Below are 21,352 nucleotides of genomic sequence, written 5' to 3' on the forward strand. Positions count from 1 at the left end.
CTACGTCAGAAAATTATAATAAATTTGCTGCTGCAATATTGCAAATAATCTATACTATAACCATTATTAAAATGAAAAAAAGCTTGGCTAATAATACGAGCAACTTCGTAAAGCATTTGATATATTTAATTCTATTTTCATTTTGCCTGCCTTTGTTTAGCCAAAAACCAAACACTACAGTTGGATTTGTTGGTAAGGCTTACAGGATAAATTTTGACCAAGTAAATGCGGTGCTCAACCAATACGGCTACCCCAGTTTAGACAATAGCGTAGCAAATTTTGAGGTGTGCCTAACTTTAGGCGCCGGCAATCCTCTTTCGCTAAATATAGGCGCAGGCTATACAATAGGTTCGGCCAAAAATAGCAGTGTTTCAACTAAACAAACGCAATTAAATGGTTTGAGTTTTTTTGCCGGGCCTCAATATAATTATCAGTTACCTAAAAAGTTTTTGCTCAGCCCCGCGCTACATTTTGGATTCCTTACTAATCATAATTTGCTCTTATTGCCATACGCCGATAAATTACAAGTAAAAGATGTGTTTTTACCCGATTCACTGCAAAATAAAACCTATCTTTTTAAAGGCAAGGGCAGCTACCTTGAGTTAGCGCTTACAGTACAAAAGCACCTAAATATACTGAAACTCCAATATGGTTTTTATTTAACTGGCGGTCTGCGATTTTTGTCAACTTATACTTGGGCAAACAGCAATAACGCGCTCGTAGATTTGCCAAAACCCAAAGCCATAAACCCATTTTTGGGTTTTGGATTTAATATTGGAGCTGTACGAAACACAGTGAAATAGGCAAAGTTTTTGCCCATTATAAAGTAAATATCTATATTATTTAATGCTAAAAATTATCCGGATTAAAAAATTAGTGTCTTTGGTCTTACTTCTAAACGGATGGATGAGGTTTGGCTTAACTCCCAAGTTTTTGGCGTAGTTTTGGCAAAATAGCAGCTTTCCATGCGGTAAAATTTCCGGATAAAATTTGCTGTCGCGCCTGTGTAACCAAATCTAAGTAAAAACCCAAATTGTGTAAGGAGGCCAACTGAGGGCCAAGCATTTCGCCGGCTTTAAATAGGTGGCGCAAATATGCTTTGGTATGGTATTGGCTTGTTGGGGTGGTGCTTTGTGCATCAATTGGGGTAAAATCGCGCTCCCACTGTTTATTTTTTATGTGTAAAACGCCTTGCCAAGTATATAACAGGCCATGTCTTGCATTGCGGGTAGGCAAAACACAATCGAACATATCAATACCAAGCGCAATGCTTTCGAGGATGTTTTCGGGGGTGCCTACGCCCATTAGGTAGCGCGGTTTGTTGTGGGGCAAAATTTGGCAAACAAGGTCGGTCATAGCGTACATATCGGCGGCTGGCTCGCCTACCGACAAGCCACCAATGGCATTAGCAGGACAGTTTTGCTGGGCTATAAACTCGGCGCTGCGGGTGCGCAAATCGGGGTAGGTGCTGCCCTGTACAATGGGCATCAGCGTTTGTTGGTAGCCATAAAGCGGCTGCGTTTGGTTAAACCTTGTTATGCAGCGTTGCAACCAGGCATGGGTTAAGTGCATAGAGTTTTGTGCATACGGGTATTCGCAGGGGTAAGGGGTGCACTCGTCAAAAGCCATTATAAAATCAGCGCCAATTATGCGTTGGGTATCCATCACATTTTCGGGGGTAAACAAATGCCTTGAGCCATCAATATGCGATTGAAACTTTACGCCTTCGGGGGTAATTTTTCGCATAGTTGCCAACGAATATACCTGATAGCCACCGCTATCGGTTAGCATAGGGCGTTGCCATCCCGTAAAAGCATGCAGCCCTCCGGCAGCTTTAATAACTTCTAATCCGGGACGTAAATAAAGGTGATACGTGTTTCCTAAAATAATTTGGGCTTTAATGTCGTTGGCCAACTCGTGTCTGTGTACTGCTTTAACAGCGCCATTAGTGCCAACGGGCATAAAAATTGGAGTGGCAATTTGTCCATGTTGGGTTGTTATTGTTCCGGCACGTGCATTGCTGTGTGCATCTGATTTATTAATTTCAAAAACCATAAAAAGCAGTAAATAATCACAAATATCTTCTAATGCTTAGAAAGCGTTTTTCGTAATGGCTATCGGTTAAATAACTGATGGTTACGCCATTAACTTTACCCGAAGAGGAGTGGATAAACGATATTTTACAATCTATATTTTCTATAACAATACCTACATGACCGGCAGTAGTGTCGTTAGCATTGGTCCCGGTAAAAACAATAATATCGCCCTTGGTCGCTGAACATTTATCGACAGGTTGCCCGTCTTGGAATAATGTTTGCGAACTGCGCGGAATTGTTAGCCCATTTTGCTGATAAACGTAATAAGCGAAGCCGCTACAATCGAAACCTTTGGGCGATTCACCACCTTCCAAATAGGGCGAACCCAATAATTTTTGTGCAGTTGCCAATATACTATCCGGATTTACGTTTGAGGTTGGTTTTGTTTCCGGAACAGCTATTTTAATGGGTTCGGGAATGTTTTTGTGAGGCATTTGGTTTATCATCGCCCAAATAAACGCACTAACAAATAAAATCCACATTAGAAACAGTATTTTTCCTTTATTTTTCAGCATATAATTTTTTAGCCATGCTTAAATCGCGTTCATAAATATCGGGGCGAAAATTAAGGTTTCCCTTAGTATCAACCCAGCTTGTAAAATAGCCTATAATTACGGGCAATGGGGGGGTAATTTTGGCGTAAACTTCACTTCCTTTGTTCATTGCCTCTACAATTTTTTTGGTTGTCCATTCGGGGTTATTGCGCAGCACCCATTCGGCCATTTTTTGCGGCTCGGCCAGCCTGATACAACCATGACTTTGGGCGCGGGTTGTATTTTCAAAAAAGCTTTTTGAGGGGGTGTCGTGCATATAAATACTGTGTTCGTTAGGAAAAATAAATTTCACTTTGCCTAACGCATTTTTAGCTCCGGATTTTTGCCTAATGATGTACGGAAAATTGTCGGCGTTGTAGTTTTTCCAGGCAATACTTGCGGGAGAAACGGGTGTTTTATCGGACTCAGAGTTTACAATTTCCATCCCTTGGCGGCTTAAATATCCGGATGGATTGCGTTTCAGGTTGTTAAATATTTCGCCCCGAATAATGCTTCGCGGTGGGTACCAGTATGGACTAAATACCACGTGCGTCATTTCGTCTTTAAAAATTACGGTTTTGGTGTTTTCCTTACCTACCACTACCCGCATGCTCCATTGCAGCGAGTCGTGCTTAAAGGCGTGTACTTTAAACTCCGGAATATTGACCAACAAATAGTCGGGGTACATATCGGCGGGCATCCAGCGCAATCGTTCCATGTTAATAGACATGGTTTTTATTCGTTGCGCGATGGGAACGTTTAAAGCGGTAATCATGTCGGCGGCTATGGTTGTGTCGCGTTTTAGGCCATGCCTTTTCCGGAAATTTACTACGGCCTCGTAAAGTTCTTTCGAATAAATTTCGCTTGTTGTATCGGGAGTTTTAAGGTCGTTAAGTTGGTATAATTTTTTGCGTATGGTTTTAACGATGGGGTCGGTTCCATCGGGGGGTATTGATTTCGACAGTTTTTGGGTTATTGGGTTGGCATCGTAATCGGCTTGTATTTTTTTAAGGGCAACCAATTGTTTTTGCAATAAAAAATACATGGGGTGCATTTGCCCAATTTTGTTGGTATCGTTAAGCAGGGCCGAGAGTGCTTGCAGGTAATCTATTTTCTTTTTAGGGATATACCAACCCAATTCTTTAATATCTTTTTCGGAGGTTGTGCTGTTTTCGCGGGCTACATATTGAAAAAACATAGCCGTCAACAACAGGTCATCTTCAATATTTGGCTCGGTACTCACTTTGTTGTTAGCACCCCAATACACGCGGTCGCTAATGTCCTGAACCTGGTGCACCAAGTTTGAATCGGCTTGTTGTTGGGCATTTAAGGATTGCTCTAAGCGGTTCATAAATGCGTTGGTGTGTTCGGCCAAGCCTACCGAATCGTGCCAAGCATATTGGAAATTGCGCTGCCGGTAAAAATTTTTAATTTCTAACGAGTGGACGGCAAATGAAGGGTTGCGTTGTAAAAATGAGTCAATTGAGGTACTATCGAAAAAAGCCGGAAAGTAGGCATTTTCTGCTGTAACCGTTAGATCAACAGGTTTTACCTCTTTGGCGGCATCTTTTTTAGACGATTTAGATTTACAGGCTTCATTAAAAATTAGCAACAACAAGAGCGAAATTGCATAAAAAAAGCTAAGTACTGGTTTATTCATAAAACATATTTGTTATATTACAAGCATACAAGAAAAAAACAGCTGCGCAAAATACAGCACAATATTAATTTAAAAGACCGACTTGAACAAATTATTGTCTTATTTTATTTAAATCAACTTAGATGCGGTATTATATTTAGAAAGTAACCAAATTGAAAGGTTACAAATTTTTTAATTGAGCAATAGCTTGTTCCGGATTTGCAGCGGAAAAAACTGTATTTCCGGCCACTAAAATATCGGCTCCGGCTGTTAAAATTTCTTGGGCATTATTAAAATCTACGCCGCCATCTACCTCAAGCAAAACATGGTTTGCCGATAAGGTTTGCCGCATTGTTTTCAGTTCGTTTAGTTTTAGCAGACTGCTTTTTATAAAAGTTTGGCCCCCAAAGCCCGGATTAACCGACATGACACAAACTAAATCAATATCGGGCAAAATATATTGCAACAAATTTGCCGGCGTATGTGGGTTTATGGCTACGCCCGGCCGCATACCCGCCTTGCGTATTGACTGAATGCTGCGGTGCAAATGGGTGCATGCCTCGTAATGCACGGTTAGCGTTGAAGCGCCACAATCGGCAAATGCGTTTATGTACCGATCGGGGTCAACAATCATTAAATGAACATCTAAGGGTTTGGTAGCTAATTTTTGCAGTGCCTTTAATACCGGAAATCCAAACGAAATATTAGGCACAAATACGCCGTCCATAATATCAACATGAAACCAATCGGCCTGGCTTTGATTTATTAATTGTATGTCGGCAGCTAAGTTGGCAAAATTGGCCGATAGTATAGATGGGGCAACAATTGGCATAACCAAACAGTTAATTTAATTAAAATAACAAATGTGATTTGAGAAAAGATATTTTCAAATAAAATTGGGCAATTAACAAAGTTAATGAAGTATTGCTAATTGCCCTAACAAAGATATTCTTAAAAATTAAAAGCCAACTTACAACAGCAGGCAATATTTTTGCTCTTTCATTTATTGCGCTTGTTGGGCTTGTTTTTCAAGTAAAAGTTTGGTTATGGTAAACATCAAACGATTATTTGAGTTTTCACTTTTTATGATGTAATCGTAGGCACCATTCCGGATAGTTTCCAAAGCTGTTTCCATATCTTCTTGCCCCGACAGCATAATAACGGCTGTATCGGGGCTAATGGCTTTAATTTGTTTTAAAATATCTAATCCGGTTTTAGCATTTTCTTGAATGCCATCCAAAAAGTAATCTAAAACAACAATATCGGGGTTTTCGGTTACTCTATCGAGGCTATTTTCGCCATAAGCAAATACGTTTACTGTAATGGGCAGGTTAACGCTGTTCTCAATTTGGCTTTTTAACATGATGAGGGTTTTAATATCATCATCAATTAAAAAGATTTTGTAATTATTCTCGTTCATAATAATGTTTGTTTGTTTTTGTTAAATAATATATTTTAATTTTATTTTAATACAGTTTGGCCAATTCAGCTTTTATTTCGTTACAAGCTAATTGCGCAATATTTTTAACCTGTTCTACCATTGCGGGTAGTAATTGTAAATCAGTTTTGTGTTCGGCATTAAATTGAATTGTTTTGCACACTTCTTTAATGTTGTTTAAACCTAAATAAGTAATAGTCGATTTGAATTTATGGGCTATTTTGCCTAATCTTTCCCAGTTTTGGTCATTGCAATATTGTTCCATTAAGGCTATTTCATCGGGGGTTTCTCGGAGCATAATTTCCAACATCTTTATTTTAAGGCTATTATCATTACTCGTTGCTTCGTTTAGAAAGCTAAAATTGGTTATATGGTCGGGGGCCGAGGTTGGCGTTTCGGGTTCTATATCGTTACTTGCTTGTGTTTGTTCGTTAGGTTGCCCGTTTTGGAGTGCTAATTTGCTAATTTTCCGGTGCAGTTTTACCGGATCAAAAGGTTTGCTAATATAATCGTTCATACCCGACATGATAGTTTTTTCAGCTTCTCCGGTAGTTGCATAGGCAGTCATGGCCAAAATGGGCAATTGGGTTAATTTCAGTACTTTTCTGATATGTCGGGTAGCATCGTAGCCATTCATTTCGGGCATTTGCACATCCATTAGTACCAAATCATAATCCGGATCTTTAGATAAGATATCAATGGCTTCGCGGCCATGATTGGCCACATTAATTTGTATGTCTTTCCCCCATTTTTTAATAGTTTCTACGGCAACAACTTGATTTAATTCGTTGTCTTCAACCAGCAAAATCCGGATATTGTCTAATTGTGCCAAACCTTTATCGGGTCTGATAAATGCCGAACTTTTGGTTCGCCCATGCCCTTTGCCCACTTTAATAGAACACACAAACGACGAGCCTTTGCCAATTTCGCTTCGCACAGATATAGAGCCGCCATGTATTTGAACCAATTTTTTGGTGATGGCCAAGCCTAATCCGGTGCCGCCAAACAAGCGGGTTGTGTTTTGGCTGACCTGTTCAAACGAATGGAAAATATGTTCTAATTTTTCTTCCGGAATACCTATGCCCGTATCAGATACTGTTATAGAAAGGGTGGCATTTTTAATATCTTCGGCAAACAAGCCCACTTTAACTTCTATACTGCCTTCGTTGGTAAATTTTATCGCGTTCGACACTAAATTTATTACAATTTGAGTTATCCGGGTGGGGTCACCAACCAAAATTGGCGGCAAGGCGTGTGTATCCTCCATCATCACCAATTTTAAAGTTAAATTTTTTTCTTTTGCTTTAAATTTAAAAGTTTCCAGCACATTCTCTAATAGCTCCTGCAAATTAAAATCAACCATATCCAGTTGCAGTTTGCCAGCCTCAATTTTTGAAAAATCTAATATATCATTAATTAAAACCAATAAATGCTCTGATGCCGCCTGAATACCTTTTACGTATTTTTCTTGTTCGGGGTCAATTTCGGTAGTTAAAAGTAAATTCGTCATACCTACAACAGCGTTCATCGGGGTCCGTATTTCGTGGCTCATATTGGCCAAAAAACGGGCTTTCAATGATGCCGACTGCTCGGCTACTTCTTTCGCTTTTACAAGCTCGCGGTTGCGGTTGCGCTCGGTAATATCGCGTATTATGCCTTGGTAGCCAATTACCTCTTGGTTGGCATTGCGGCGGGTACTGCTCGACAGCAAACAATCCATAATGGTGCCATCGCGCTTTATTAATTTTACTTCGTAATTACTAACCGAGCCAAATTCTTCCATAGCCCGCATAAATCCTAAACGGTCTTCAACGCTGGCATACAAATCCCAGGCTTTAAGATTTGGTATTTCGTCGGGGGCGTAACCAAATAGCTGAATGGTAGCATCATTTACTTGCAATAACTCGCCATCAACACCCGAGATATAAATTGCATCGCGCGACTCCTCAAACAGTTTTTGATACAACTGCTCACTTTGATTTAGCTCTTGCTCAACTTCTTTGCTTCTTGTTAAATCTTTAAACACCAATACTTTGGCCTCGACCCCTTTATGCAGTACAAATTTGCCATGAACAAGCGCAGGGAAAACTTTTCCGTTTTTGCGCACACACGAGCATTCAAAGGCTTCAGTATTTTTTTGCCCAAGCTGCTGCATAGCCTCATGAAAACTTTTGGCATGAAATAAACTTTCAATATAACTATCAATAAGTTCGGCTTCGGTATAACCAAACAAATTGCACATCGCCTTATTAAACAACACAATTTTGTTGTCAATATAAATTGTAATACCTTCTAAAGTTGCTTCGTACAACTGCGAAAAACGCAACTCGCTCTCTCGTAAATCGCCATTAATTGCCTCAACCTGCGAGCGCAAAAGCTCTATCTCTTCTTGTAAAAGCAGTTTTTCTTCTTCAAGTTTTTTGATATTTGTATAAGTAGGCATAGCGAATCAGATAAAAAAAATACAAAGTTAGAACTAAAAAAAGTGCCATGTATAATATGGTCTTTGTAGTTTTCTGCATATTTAGGCGATATTTGCCGAACTACCAAATTTTTTTCCGGATTTAGACAATTTTTGCTGTTTTTTTTTGCAATTTTACACCATGAGTACCATTTTGCCGCGCAGCGAACTAAGTTTATCCGGATTAAGTGAGCTAATTAAGCAACAGTTTCAGCCTTTAGCAGCACAAAGTTTTTGGGTTTTAGCCGAAATTTCAGAGCTAAAATCGGCAACATCAGGGCATTTATACCTCGATTTGGTTGAGCAGCAAAATGGGCAAATTTTAGCCCGGATGCCTGCCGTTATTTGGGCGGGCACGGGGCAGTCTTTGCGTGTGCGTTGGGGCAGCGACCTAACCCATTTGCTAAAAAAAGGCAACAAATTATTATTGCAAGGCAGCCTCGACTACCACTCCGTTTATGGTTTTAAATTTATTGTAACAGGCTTAGACCCTTCGGCTACCCTTGGCGATTTAGAACTAAAACGGCAGGCAATTATTGAACAACTAACCAACGAAGGATTAATTGGCCTCAATGCCCTACAAGAGCTTCCGGTAGTTTTACAACGTTTGGCCATTGTCTCGTCTCCTACAGCAGCAGGTTTGGGCGATTTTTTGCATCATTTAGCCAACAATCCATATAATTATGCTGTTAAAACCCAATTATTTGCCGCCGCCATGCAAGGCGATGCTGCCGAACCCGAAGTTTGCGCTGCGTTAAATCAAATTGCCCAACAAGCCCATCTTTTTGATGCCGTTATTATAATACGCGGTGGCGGCAGCAAATTAGACTTAGCCTGCTTTAACAGCTACTTAATAGGCCAAACAATAGCCAACCACCCACTGCCCATACTTACCGGCATTGGGCATCAACAAGACGACACTATTGCAGATTTAGTGGCACACACAGCTTTAAAAACGCCAACCGCAGTGGCCGAAATGGTGCTGAATTCATTTTTATGGTTCGAAGGGGCAATAAAACAATTAGGTTTGAACGTACAACAATTTGCCAACCAATTGCTACAAAAATCGGCAACTGAATTGTTACAATTAAAACAATTATTACAACAAAATACTGCTCTTAATTTAAACCAACAAGCACAAATATTGCAAAACAACAAGCAAAAACTAACTGTTTATACTAAGTATTTTTTAAACACCCAAAGCCAGTATTTAGCAAAACTTATGGCTATTACCAACGCCTATAACGTAGAAAAACTACTTAGCCGCGGCTTTAGTATTACGCGATGCAATGGCAAATTAATTACTGATAATGAGCAAGTTACAAAAGGGCAAATAATTGAAACAGTATTGCACAGTGGCAAATTAAGGTCAAAAGTTGAATAAAGCGTAAACCTGTTTGAATAACACTATTTCATATAGCCATTTTTGCTTAAAAATGCGTAAAGGTTAAACGCCGGATTCTCTGTTATAGCATGGTTAATCTTTTGTTGTAAAAGTACGGTATTGACATCGCTCATGCGGAATTGCTGAATTAAATGCAGGGCCTTTTGAGTTAGCAGATGTAACCGCTTTGGGTTTTGCGTGCCCGAAAGGGTATGATTTTCTATTTGCTCTAAAACCTCGGCAATACCAGTATTTGCTGTTGCTACTGTTTTAAGCACAGGTATTTTCCATCCGGAATATGGCCGCTCGTGTACTAATTTCTTTAAGTTAAGGGCAAACAAATCGGCTTGCGGGCGGTCGGCTTTATTTACGACAAAAATATCGGCTATTTCCATGATTCCGGCCTTCATGGTTTGAATTTCATCGCCCGCCTCCGGAATAAAAACAACCACAGTAGTATCGGCCAAACCTGCAATTTCAACCTCCGACTGACCAACGCCAACTGTCTCTACAAAAATATAGTCAAAAGGAGCTTGTTTTATAACATCAATGATTTCAATAATTTTTTCGGACAGGCCACCTAACGAGCCGCGTGTAGCCACCGAGCGTATATATACGTTTGGGTGGTTAAACCATTGGCTAAACCGAATGCGGTCGCCCAATAAGGCACCGTAGTTAAACGGCGAAGTTGGATCAACGGCAACAATAGCAACCTTTTTATTATTTGCCACACATAAGGCAGTAAGGGCACTGCTCAAGGTGCTTTTACCCGCCCCGGGTGGACCGGTTATACCAATAACAGGTGTGTATTTTTCAAAATGCAGCGATTGAAGCAACAAATTGCTGCCTTCGGCATTATTTTCGACTAATGAAATTGCCCTTGCCAAAGCCTTAATTTGCCCCAATTGTACTAATTGTAATAAATTGGCAATGGTTGTTGGTAGCATTTTTGTTTTTTGCTGTCGCAAAGGTTAAACTGCAGTCAGCTCTTGATTTTATTTGTTTATTGGCTCTTTAATTATTTATCTGTTGCCCTACGAGCTATAGCTTATTATAATTGGCATAACCAGCATCAATAAATCTTCGTTGGGTTGGTTGGCTGTTGGCAACATTAAAATGGCGCGGATAGGTGAATAAAAGTCAAATAGCACCTCTTCGGTTTCAATATTATTTAACATGTCAAGTAAAAACCTGGCATTAAACGCTATGCTTATATCTTCAGTGCCGTCAAACTGGCAAGGGATATTTTCGTGTGCTTCGTTTGAAAAATCGAGGTCTTGGGCTGTTAAGTTTAATATATCAGCAGAAATTTTAAAGACCACCTGATAAGTACTTTTACTTGAAAAAAGGGAAAGACGACGCAACGCATTTTGCAAATCTTTGCGGTTTACAACAAGTTTTTTATCGTTATTGCGTGGAATTACCATCTCGTAATCTGGATAGCGCGCATCAATTAACCGGCAAACAATATGTGTGTCGTTAAATAAAAAATGGGCATTAGTGGCATCGTATTTAATAGCAACAGCTATGTCTTCGTTTACAGGCAATGCAGTTTTTAATAAATTTAAGGCTTTTTTGGGCAATATAAATTGAACATGCTCGGCACTGGTAACTTCGTTATGGGTAAACTTAACTAATTTTTGAGCATCGGTTGCCACAAAAACAATACCTTCGCTGTTTATAGCCGTTAAAACGCCGTTCATGGCGGGGCGCAAATCGTCGTTACCAACCGCAAACAAGGTACGGTTAATTGCATTGTGTAAAATACTGCTTTGTATAGAAAAGCCATTTTTTTCGTTGGTTACTTCAGGAATGCGAGGGAAATCGCGGGCTGGTTCAGTGGCAATTTTAGAATAGCCGTTTTGCCAAATTAGTTCTATCTGATTCAGGTCTGCGTCAATGGCAAACGTAATGGGTTGCTCGGGCAGTGTTTTAAGTGTATCCAACAAAATACGCGAAGGAATTGCAACGCTGTTATTGCCCGGGGACCCCTGTATTTCAATGCTTCGTACAATTGATGTATCTAAGTCTGAAGCGGAAATGGTCAACAAATCACCTGATGTTTCAAGTAAAAAGTCTTCTAAAATGGGTAAAGTAGCGTTCGTACCTATTGCCCCGCTTACAGTTTGCAAGGTTTTAAGTAAATTAGTAGCCGATACAACAAAACGAGTCATATATATAAATAAGCAAGATGAAGAAATAATTAGGCAAAATACAAAAAGTCAATAAAATAATTGAGGATAAAAATTCTCAAGGCATTTTTTAACTAAAGGTCAAAGGTACAAAATCCAATTTAAAATTTAACAATTAGCTCCTTAATTTAAAGGCAAAAAATTTCTCCTTTAACATCTTGCCCTAACAAATTGCGCCCTTAAAATTCTGAATAACTTAAAAACAACAGTAATTTAAAAAAAACACAACCCATTTCAATTTTAATTCGTAATTTTCCCTTAAAAATGACCCATTTACCTCCGGATGCATAAAATGACCTGTCAATACACATATAATATCAAGCTACCTAAAAAAGATTTTATCTTGTTAGCAATATGGCTTTTATCCGGATGGTGTTTTTATACCCATGCCGGATGTGGAAATACCGTAGCCTTATTGTGCAGCCAAACGCTTACCAACCAATCAACGCTAACCGAAACCAATGCTGCCAATAGTTTCGACTGTTACACAGATGGCTTTGGAAACCTTATTCCGTTGCCCGGAAAAGACCGTTTTTACGCAATCTCGGTTGAAACAGATGCAGCCATTTTGCGCATAGGCTTAACCAATGTTACCGATAACGACCCTTATTTGGTTGTATTTTTAGTGGGCGTGGTTTGCTCGAACAGTATTTGCGATGCCGTAATCGGCGACTGGGCTGCCTTTAATATTGCCAACGGTACTTTTACCGACACCAATTTGCCCGTTACCGATTTTAATGTGCCAACGGGCGGCGGCACCTACTATTTGGTAATTGACAGCGAAGGCGACGGCGTAACCCAATACGATATTTCAACCGACTGCTTTGCCTCGGGAATTGAATTTGATACTGACGGACTAACAGACAGCGGAACACCCTGCGCCGGTGCAACTGGCAACGGTTATACTACATTGTGGAACAACAACGATTTATATTGCCCTTCGCCAGGTCAAAGTGGCCAACTTTGCTACGATGTTTATATTGAAAATAGTGGATGGGAGTGGGTAAAATATTTTGATGTACAAGTGGGTAATTGCTGGCAAAACCTAAGCAGCTTTTATCCGGATGGTATAAATACCGGATTTTACAATACCGGCGACTGGGATGCTTATTTTGACGATGTAACCCAAACAATTCACTGGGAATATACACGTTTAGATAACCCCGCCCACGGAGATGGCAACGACGGCGACTACGATTGTTATAAATATACATTTTGTTTTACGGGCGATATTGACCTTGCGTGTACTAATCCGGAAGATTTAGATATTGTTATAACTATTACCGATGATGGTATTGGGCTTTCGGGCAGTACAAAAGCCTCAAGCATTCCAATTTATACTAATGTTGGCTTTTCGCCGCAAGTAAATATTAATCCACCCGAACCCAATTTACTACAAATTTGCCAAAACCAAACCTTCACTTTTAATGCCATTGCTGCCGGCGCAAGTGGTATTTATACCCTCTACGAATGGAAAGGCATTTTAACACCCAACCTTAGCAATACCAACAGTTTAACTACAACGCTAAACACAACTGGCTTACAACCCGGCACCTACCCGCTTTTACTTGAAGTTACCGACCAAACAGGCTGTGTTGGCAGCCACACTATTGATGTGGTCGTACACCCCTTGCCAACTGCGCCTCTTGTGCTGCCGATGACGCTTTGTTTTGGACAAGCCTTGCCAGACTTAAGTGCTACCGGCAGTGGAGCTGGTTACACATTAGTATGGTATGCCCAAAACCCAGATTTAAACCCTACCACCCTGCCAATAGGAACAGGTAACAATTTACCACCCTTACAATACAATGCTTGGGTAAACACCACTGTGCCCGGAATTTATACAATTTGGGTAAACCAAACCAATCCACAAAACTGTGCAAGTCTGGCAACAGCATTGCAAATTACCGTTCAGCCCCAAACAATGCCACCAATACCGGTACCCGTTTTTGTGTGCCAAAACAGCCCCTTGCCTAATTTAATAACTACAGGTATTGGCCAACCTATTTGGTATGCCACCAACCCCGATATTGACCCCTTAGCGCTGCCTATTGGGTTTGGAAACCCTTTGCAGGCATCTAATTACAGCAGCTATGTAAATACCGGTTTGCCAGGCAGTTACTCGTTATGGGCTACCCTTAGCGAAAACAATTGCCCAAGCATCGCCGCCGAGCTAATAATAAGTGTTTTAGCCCCGGCTGTAGCACCATTTACACAAAACCCTGCAGCAATTTGTGCCGGCCAATCTCTGCCAAATTTGAGCGCCACAGTCAATAACGGTGGTTCAATAACGTGGTACGCCACTAATCCAACGCTTGACCCTACAAGCCCCGTTATAGGCAATGGCAGCACCTTATTTAGTGCCGATTACGCTACCTTTGTTAACAACGGTAATGCGCCCGGAAATTATACCTTTTGGGTGGTCGAGATGGTAAACGGTTGCGCCAGCCAAGCCGCCGAAGTGGTTGTTAGCATTTTACCCACTCCGGCACTTACTGTTTTTCAACCGGCAACTATTTGCGCGGGTCAGGTGCTGCCCAGCCTAAGTGCAACAAGTATTGACAGTATCTATTGGTACAATCAAGACCCAGATTCAAATCCGGGTGCTATTTTATTGGGTTTGGGAAGTATCTTGCCAGGCACAAATTTATCCGGATTAATTGCCGACAATACTATCCCCGGTATTTACACGGTTTGGGTACAAGCAACAAATGGCTCGTGCAACAGCTTAGCGCAGTCAATAACCATAACTATTGAAGCTATCCCGTTGCTCGACCCTATTCCCGATTTAACCCTTTGTGCCCTAAGTACCGATTTAGCAAATATCGGCTTAACAGGGCAAAATTTAGGCTTGGCAAATGTTTCGTACCATTATGATAATAGCGGCCAGCCGGGGGCGCAGCTCACTGGCAGCATAGTTAATACAAGTGGCAGCTATTGGGTAGTGGTTTCGCTTGGAAATTGTACCGATGTGCAGTTGGTAAATATAATTTTAAATACCCCCGAAATTGCCAATTTTACCCTTCCGGTGGCCGCCGCCTGCACCACCGATCCTACTTTTTTGCCCATTTTTGACCCTCAAACGACTACAAGTGGAATTTTTTCAGCTACGCCATCCGGATTAGCTTTCGATAATTTATCCGGATTAATTGTCCCTGCAAACAGTGTATCCGGAAATTACACGCTAACTTATACTACATCTGGCACTTGTGTAGCTACATTTAGCCAAAACATATCAATACAAAATCAAATTATAGCAAATTTTACTTTGTCGGCAAACGACTACTGTTTAGGTAGTAATAATGCCCCCCCATTTGTAAATAGTATTGCTAACCCTGGTGGCAATTTTAGCATTTCGGGCAGCGCTACCATAGATAGTTTAGGACAAATAGATACTGCTTCGTTAATTGCACCAAATACCTACACCATTACTTATACAACAAACGGCAATTGCCCCGACACCGCCACCCAAACCCTGACTACATATATTGCCCCAAATGCCGGCCAAGCCCCTGCTACCCTACCCTTGTGTAACGGTAACAACGCCATACAAATACTTGCCGATTTGCTAATAAACGAAGACAGCAACGGCCTGTGGAGCGAAACATCTGCTACCCCATCGCAAAACAACGCTTTTAATGCTATTAATGGCAGTTTTAACGCTTTGGGGCAACTGCCCGGCATTTATACTTTTAATTATATGTTTACAGACCCCTTGGGCTTGTGCAATACTGCAAGTACAACGGCAACTATCGAGGTTTTTGCGCCCGATACGGCACAGCTATTAAACAACGTGCAGGTTTGTAATGCGCCTGTTGGCATAGGTTGCGAGTTGAATATTGCCGACCTAATTTCAAATGGCAACAGTAATGGAACTTGGACTGATATTGATAATAGCGGAGCGATATTTAATGCCGGAATTTGGAATTTTAACGGTGTTAGTCCCGGAAATTATACTTTTTCTTACACTTTGCCTAACGCTGCGCCATGCAGCGATATGGTATATTTTGTAGAAGTACTGGTAGAAAATTGTCTTTGCCCACCGTTGGCAATTAGCGCTGTGCCCGATATTTGCAATACCCAAACCCTTAATTTGAGCACCTACCAACTTACCCCTGAATTGGGAACTTGGACTATAATCAACGCACCTTTGGGCAATAATCCGCATTTTTTACCAGACGGCATAACCATTGATGCCAATAATGCCGATCCGGGAATGTATGAAATCAGTTTTACCCTCCAAAATCCTTTATCCGGATGCCCCGCCGACACCATCATTACAATTACAATTTTTGAGCAACCAACAGCCGATTTTTTGCTTCCAACTAGCCTTTGCCTCAATGCCCCGCCCATTGATTTAATTAGTAGTTTAACTGCTAATAGCACATCTGGCGGAAGTTTTACCATTAACGGCATATCCACCAACGCTTTAAATGCAAATAATTGGGGTACAGGTTCAATAAATGTTGAATACGTGGTGAGCAATGGTGTTTGTAGTGCAAATTTTAATCAAAATATAATTATTAACCCCCTACCCGACCCTGCCTGGCTGCCCACTAACCCAACTATATGTGCCGAGGCCGCCCCAATTGACCTAAACAGTTTGTTGCTGCCAAACGCAACGCCTGGCGGCACTTGGACAATCAATGGCAATTTAGCCACTCAATTTAATGCTGCTGCCCTTGGGCAAGGCAATTTTGACGTTACCTATACCGCACAAAGCAATAATTGTGATAGTAGCCAAACGCATATCCTTACTGTTTTACCACTTCCACCGGTTGGCATGGCTTTAAGCGATACCCTTGTTTGCACAAATCAACAAATAACAATCAACTACACCGAACCTGTATTGCCCGGCATGGACTTTGTTTGGACGATTGAAGGCGGAAATCCAAGCGAGTTAAACAGCCCAGGCCCCCATACAATTAGCTGGCCAACGGCTGGAACTTATTCGGTTACATTAGTTGCTGCCTTAAACGGCTGCGCTGCAAACCCAATTACCAATTTGGTAACTGTTATTGAACCCTTAGTTACGCCCGAGCCTTTTTGCTTGAGTAGCACCATTAACAGCATAACTTTTGGCTGGAACGAAGTAATTGGCAATACGGGTTATTTGATAAACTGGGCCGGAGGAAGCGAAATTTTGCCTCCAACAGAATTAAACTGGACAATAAATAATTTACAACCCAATGAATCTGCAACAATTACCATTATGGCCTTAGGCAATGCGCCATGTGGCAACAGTTTAACCTCGGCAGCTGTAAATTGTGTTACAAATGGTTGCCCACCTGTTAATTTGCAAACCAATTTAAACGAAACCGTACTTTGTGCCGATGCTGAACCCGTTGCTGTAATAGTTTATCCGGAAGGAGGAGATTTATTTGGTGCAGGTGTTATTGATGGTCAATTTTATCCGGAAATTGTAGGCGAAGGCCAATACATCTTACTATATAAATACACCGATATTAATTCGGCATGTAGCTACGATACCAGTTTTACTTTAACAGTTTTGCCATTACCAAACGCCAATTTTGGCACTAACGCTACATGGTTTTGCCTGGGCGATACCTTAAAAATTAACCCTAATGGCGTAAGCCCAAGTGATGCCCTATTGTATTGGGATTTAGACGGCTTGGCTCCAGATTTTTCCGGATGGAATATACCCGGAACAGTGTTAACCAAAACCGGCAATTTTGCACTCAATTTAACAGTTGAAAAAGACGGCTGTTTCGCTTTCCATACCGACTCGGTTCATGTAACTAATATTGAATTGGATATAAATGCTACAAGTAATATCCTACAAACAGGGCAATCGGCATTAATAACAAGCGAAGTAACAGCTACGCATCAACTGCCGTATAGTTTAACATGGGCTACAACCGATACCGCCGCCTTAAAAATTGCAGCAACTGATATTGCTACGGCAACCATACACGCTTTGTATCCGGGTAATTACAGCATTGTGGCAATGGCCCAAAACTCGTTAGGTTGTATTGCCTCCGACAGCCTTTTAATAACTGTGAACACCACAAACTCCGATACTATTAGATGGGTCCTGCCAACGGCCTTTTCGCCAAATGATGACGGCATAAACGATAGGCTAACCTTAATTGCAGATGCAGACAATGCCATTTTTCAAGAATACAAGTTAAAAATTTACGATCGTTATGGTAAAAACCTCTTTTCCGGTGCCGCTTTATCCGGATGGGACGGCAAAGACAAAAACAAGCACATTAATATTGGAGTATATTCGTTTATTTTATATAATGAAAAAAACGAAGTAATCAGGCACGGAAATATTAGTTTAATACGGTAATAAACTGCATTTTACAAACAAAGAAAATCCTTTTTTTAGTCACAAAAAGCTGTTTGAAACAACTTTTTATTGCGTTATTTGTTATTAGCAATAATTGTTGCAAAAGCAAAAATTTAACTGTCTTTTAATCATATATATATTTTGAAAAATACATTAAAAAAAATAAGTGAATCGGATTTGTACCCCGACAAAGCGTACTACGACTTGTTGGGCGACAGCCATGTTTTGCACAATATCAATACGCCAATACGGCCCGATGCGTTTACCTTAACCGATGATGAAAAAATTGCCCAAATTGAACTACATTTTAAGGCAATAATGGAGATTTTGGGTCTCGATTTAAATGACGACAGCCTTTGTGGAACTCCATACCGGGTTGCAAAAATGTATGTAAAAGAATTTTTTCAGGGCTTACATCCCGAAAACAAACCCTCGGTAACTTTGTTTGAAAATACCTACAATTACAAAGAAATACTAATTGAACGCAATATTAGTTTCCATTCTAACTGCGAACATCATTTTGTGCCAATAACCGGAAAAGCCCACGTAGCCTATATTCCAAAAGATAAAATAATTGGTTTAAGTAAAATTAACCGTTTAGTTCAATATTATGCCCGCCGCCCACAAGTGCAAGAACGGCTAACCCTGCAAATTGCCAATGAAATGCTTCAAACCCTACAAACCCCCGATGTGGCGGTTTTACTTGTTGCCGACCATGCCTGCGTAGCCTCGCGCGGAGTTGGCGACCAGCAATCGAGTACTGTTACGGCAAAATACTTTGGCAAATTTGAACAGGCCGATTTTAGAAATGAATTTCTGCGCATGATTAAGATAGAATAAGATTTAAAAGCTAAACCTTGTAAATAACCGACTACCTCGCAAGTTCTTTTCCGGATAAATTAGCCTAAGTTTTTAAAAATTTGTACCTTTGCAACCAATCATCCGGATTTAATTTTGTTCATTCTTTTTATACCATGAGTCATTTCGATTTGATTGTTGTGGGCAGCGGCCCCGGCGGATATGTAGCAGCCATTAGAGCCGCTCAATTAAAATTAAAAGTAGCCATTATTGAACGCGAAGCCCTTGGCGGTATTTGCCTCAACTGGGGTTGCATTCCAACCAAAGCACTGTTAAAAAGCGCCCAAGTTTTTGAATACCTCAAACATGCCGACGAATACGGCATTTCGGTAGGCAACGTGCAAGCCAATTTTGAAAAAATTATAGGCCGCAGTCGCTCGGTAGCTAACGGCATGAGCAAGGGCATCCAGTTTTTGATGGGCAAAAATAAAATTACCACCATTATGGGTACTGCTAAACTTACAGCAGCCAATAAAATAAGTGTAACCGACAGCGAAGGAAAAAACACCGATTATACTGCTAACCATATTGTTTTGGCAACAGGCGCCCGCAGTCGCAGCTTACCCAACCTGCAACAAGACGGCGTAAAAATAATTGGCTACCGCGAAGCCATGAGCCTGCCTACCCAACCCCAGTCCATGGTTGTTGTTGGTGCGGGCGCTATTGGCCTCGAATTTGGCTATTTTTATGCCAGCCTTGGCACCAGAGTTACCATAGTCGAATATTTAGACCGCATAGCCCCCAACGAAGACGAAGAAGTATCAAAAGAATTAGAAAAACATTATAAAAAAATGGGTATAACAGTGCTTACCGCCCACGCCGTACAAGGCGTTGATACCAAAGGTAACGACTGTAAAGTAAAAATAACCCCCAACAAAGGCGGCGACGCCCTCGAAATTACCTGCAATGTAGTGCTATCGGCTGTGGGGCAAACTGCTAATATCGAAAACATTGGCTTAGAAACCTTAGGCATTAAAACCGAAAAAGGCTTGGTTGTTACAGACGAGTTTTACCGCACCAATGTAGCCGGTGTTTATGCCATTGGCGATATTACGCCCGGACAAGCCCTTGCACACGTTGCCAGCGCCGAAGGTATTATTTGCGTTGAAAAAATTGCCGGCCACCACCCCGAACCATTAGACTACAACAATATTCCAGCCTGTACCTATTGCTCGCCCGAAATAGCCTCGGTTGGCTATACCGAAACCAAAGCAAAAGCCGCCGGTTACGAAGTAAAAGTCGGCAAATTCCCATTTACTGCATCGGGCAAAGCAAAAGCCGCCGGACATAGTGGTGGATTTGTAAAATTAGTGTTCGATGCCAAATACGGCGAACTGTTAGGCGCACACATGATAGGCTACAATGTAACTGAAATGATTGCCGAAATTGTTGCCGCCCGGAAATTAGAAACCACCGGCCACGAAATAATTAAAGCCGTACACCCACACCCCACCATGAGCGAAGCCGTTATGGAAGCCGCCGCCGCCGCTTATGGCGAAGTCATACATTTGTAATTTTTTGTTGCTTGTCCATAAAAAGTTATTGATTTTTTTATTAGGGTAATCCGAAGCAAAAAAGTAATAGCCAACGCAGTTTTATCAGCCAATTAAAATTTAATGGACGAAATAGTAAGAAATTTATTAAATATGGCTCAAACGCCAAACCATAAACTTAACAATACCTATTTTTGTCATAAAAATACTTTACTCTTTCGTGCCGATATACTCGACAACCAGCTATTTGACCAGCAATTTATTGACCTCATTGTAACTTCGCCACCTTATAATGTTGGAATAAACTATAATTCAAATAATGACGGATTAACTTACGAGCAATATCTTGACTTTTCAGAGCAATGGATGAAAAATTGTTATAGTTGGAGCAAAACACAGGCAAGGTTTTGTTTAAATATTCCGTTAGACAAAAACAAAGGAGGACATAGGGCTGTTGGTGCCGACTTGACAAAAATTGCGCAAAACGTTGGATGGAAATATAAATCAACAATCGTGTGGAACGAAGGGAATATTTCAAGAAGAACAGCTTGGGGCTCTTGGAAATCGGCTTCGGCACCCGTTGTAATTGCACCGGTTGAGCTTATTGTAGTGCTATACAAAGACGAATGGAAAAAAACAAACGGAAGCAAAATATCAGATATTACAAGCGATGAATTTAAAAATTGGACACAAGGCGTTTGGGTTTTTAAAGGCGAAAGTAAAAAACGAATTGGGCACCCAGCACCCTTTCCAAAGGAACTGCCTTACAGATGCATAAAATTATTCAGCTATCAAAACGATTTGATTTTTGACCCGTTTGCAGGTAGTGGAACCACTTTGCTGGTCGCTCAAAATCTTGACAGAAAATCAATAGGAACTGAATTAGACCCCAACTATTTTGAACTGGCAAAAAACAGAATTTTAAAAGTAGCCGACCTATAA

Annotated in this window: 14 protein-coding genes; 6 read left to right on the forward strand and 8 right to left on the reverse strand. The window is 40.8% G+C overall.

Translation table 11 applies throughout. The features are described 5' to 3' along the window. Nucleotides 1-71: 71 nt before the first annotated feature. Entirely contained in the window at nt 72-803 is a 732-nt protein-coding gene (locus tag IPI59_14310) for a hypothetical protein (protein ID MBK7528684.1), read from the forward strand. Between the two features lie 115 nt (nt 804-918). Here IPI59_14310 and tgt read toward each other — a convergent pair whose 3' ends face one another. From tgt to IPI59_14340, 6 genes are all read right to left on the reverse strand, one after another. Continuing rightward, nucleotides 919-2,055: a tRNA guanosine(34) transglycosylase Tgt gene (tgt, locus tag IPI59_14315; GenBank protein ID MBK7528685.1), complete on the reverse strand. Its 1,137-nt coding sequence runs from the start codon at nt 2,053-2,055 to the stop codon at nt 919-921. 16 nt (nt 2,056-2,071) lie between these two features. Next, nucleotides 2,072-2,530 carry a C40 family peptidase gene (locus IPI59_14320; protein ID MBK7528686.1) on the reverse strand — a complete coding sequence of 153 codons (459 nt, stop codon included), beginning with the start codon at nt 2,528-2,530 and terminating at the stop codon, nt 2,072-2,074. 67 nt (nt 2,531-2,597) lie between these two features. After that, nucleotides 2,598-4,289, reverse strand: a complete 1,692-nt coding sequence (locus IPI59_14325) for a L,D-transpeptidase family protein (GenBank protein ID MBK7528687.1) — start codon at nt 4,287-4,289, stop codon at nt 2,598-2,600. 160 nt (nt 4,290-4,449) lie between these two features. Continuing rightward, nucleotides 4,450-5,100: a ribulose-phosphate 3-epimerase gene (locus IPI59_14330; protein MBK7528688.1), complete on the reverse strand. Its 651-nt coding sequence runs from the start codon at nt 5,098-5,100 to the stop codon at nt 4,450-4,452. Nucleotides 5,101-5,271: 171 nt separating this feature from the next. After that, nucleotides 5,272-5,688 carry a response regulator gene (locus IPI59_14335; GenBank protein ID MBK7528689.1) on the reverse strand — a complete coding sequence of 139 codons (417 nt, stop codon included), beginning with the start codon at nt 5,686-5,688 and terminating at the stop codon, nt 5,272-5,274. A gap of 46 nt (nt 5,689-5,734) precedes the next feature. Continuing rightward, nucleotides 5,735-8,149, reverse strand: coding sequence for a PAS domain S-box protein (locus IPI59_14340; protein ID MBK7528690.1), 2,415 nt, complete (start codon nt 8,147-8,149; stop codon nt 5,735-5,737). A gap of 160 nt (nt 8,150-8,309) precedes the next feature. Here IPI59_14340 and xseA point away from each other — a divergent pair, with 160 nt between their 5' ends. Continuing rightward, nucleotides 8,310-9,551 (forward strand): exodeoxyribonuclease VII large subunit, encoded by a 1,242-nt coding sequence (xseA, locus tag IPI59_14345; GenBank protein ID MBK7528691.1) that lies wholly within the window; start codon nt 8,310-8,312, stop codon nt 9,549-9,551. A 23-nt stretch (nt 9,552-9,574) separates the two neighbouring features. Here the strand turns inward: xseA and meaB are convergent, their stop codons facing one another. Continuing rightward, nucleotides 9,575-10,498 carry a methylmalonyl Co-A mutase-associated GTPase MeaB gene (meaB, locus tag IPI59_14350; protein MBK7528692.1) on the reverse strand — a complete coding sequence of 308 codons (924 nt, stop codon included), beginning with the start codon at nt 10,496-10,498 and terminating at the stop codon, nt 9,575-9,577. A gap of 87 nt (nt 10,499-10,585) precedes the next feature. Continuing rightward, the gene (gene dnaN, locus IPI59_14355; protein MBK7528693.1) at nt 10,586-11,725 is read right to left on the reverse strand and encodes a DNA polymerase III subunit beta; all 1,140 of its coding nucleotides are present in this window, start codon (nt 11,723-11,725) and stop codon (nt 10,586-10,588) included. A gap of 310 nt (nt 11,726-12,035) precedes the next feature. Between dnaN and IPI59_14360 the strand changes: the two genes are divergently transcribed. The 4 genes from IPI59_14360 to IPI59_14375 all read left to right on the forward strand — a co-directional run bounded on the left by IPI59_14360 (nt 12,036) and on the right by IPI59_14375 (nt 21,352). Further along, nucleotides 12,036-18,059, forward strand: a complete 6,024-nt coding sequence (locus IPI59_14360) for a gliding motility-associated C-terminal domain-containing protein (protein ID MBK7528694.1) — start codon at nt 12,036-12,038, stop codon at nt 18,057-18,059. A gap of 141 nt (nt 18,060-18,200) precedes the next feature. Further along, a complete protein-coding gene (folE, locus tag IPI59_14365) occupies nt 18,201-18,899 on the forward strand; it encodes a GTP cyclohydrolase I FolE (protein ID MBK7528695.1) in 699 nt (232 codons plus the stop codon). Between the two features lie 134 nt (nt 18,900-19,033). Then, a complete protein-coding gene (lpdA, locus tag IPI59_14370; GenBank protein ID MBK7528696.1) occupies nt 19,034-20,431 on the forward strand; it encodes a dihydrolipoyl dehydrogenase in 1,398 nt (465 codons plus the stop codon). Between the two features lie 132 nt (nt 20,432-20,563). Next, a complete protein-coding gene (locus IPI59_14375; protein ID MBK7528697.1) occupies nt 20,564-21,352 on the forward strand; it encodes a site-specific DNA-methyltransferase in 789 nt (262 codons plus the stop codon).

This window comes from Sphingobacteriales bacterium (assembly GCA_016706405.1).
Classification (GTDB): Bacteria; Bacteroidota; Bacteroidia; order Chitinophagales; family UBA2359; genus BJ6.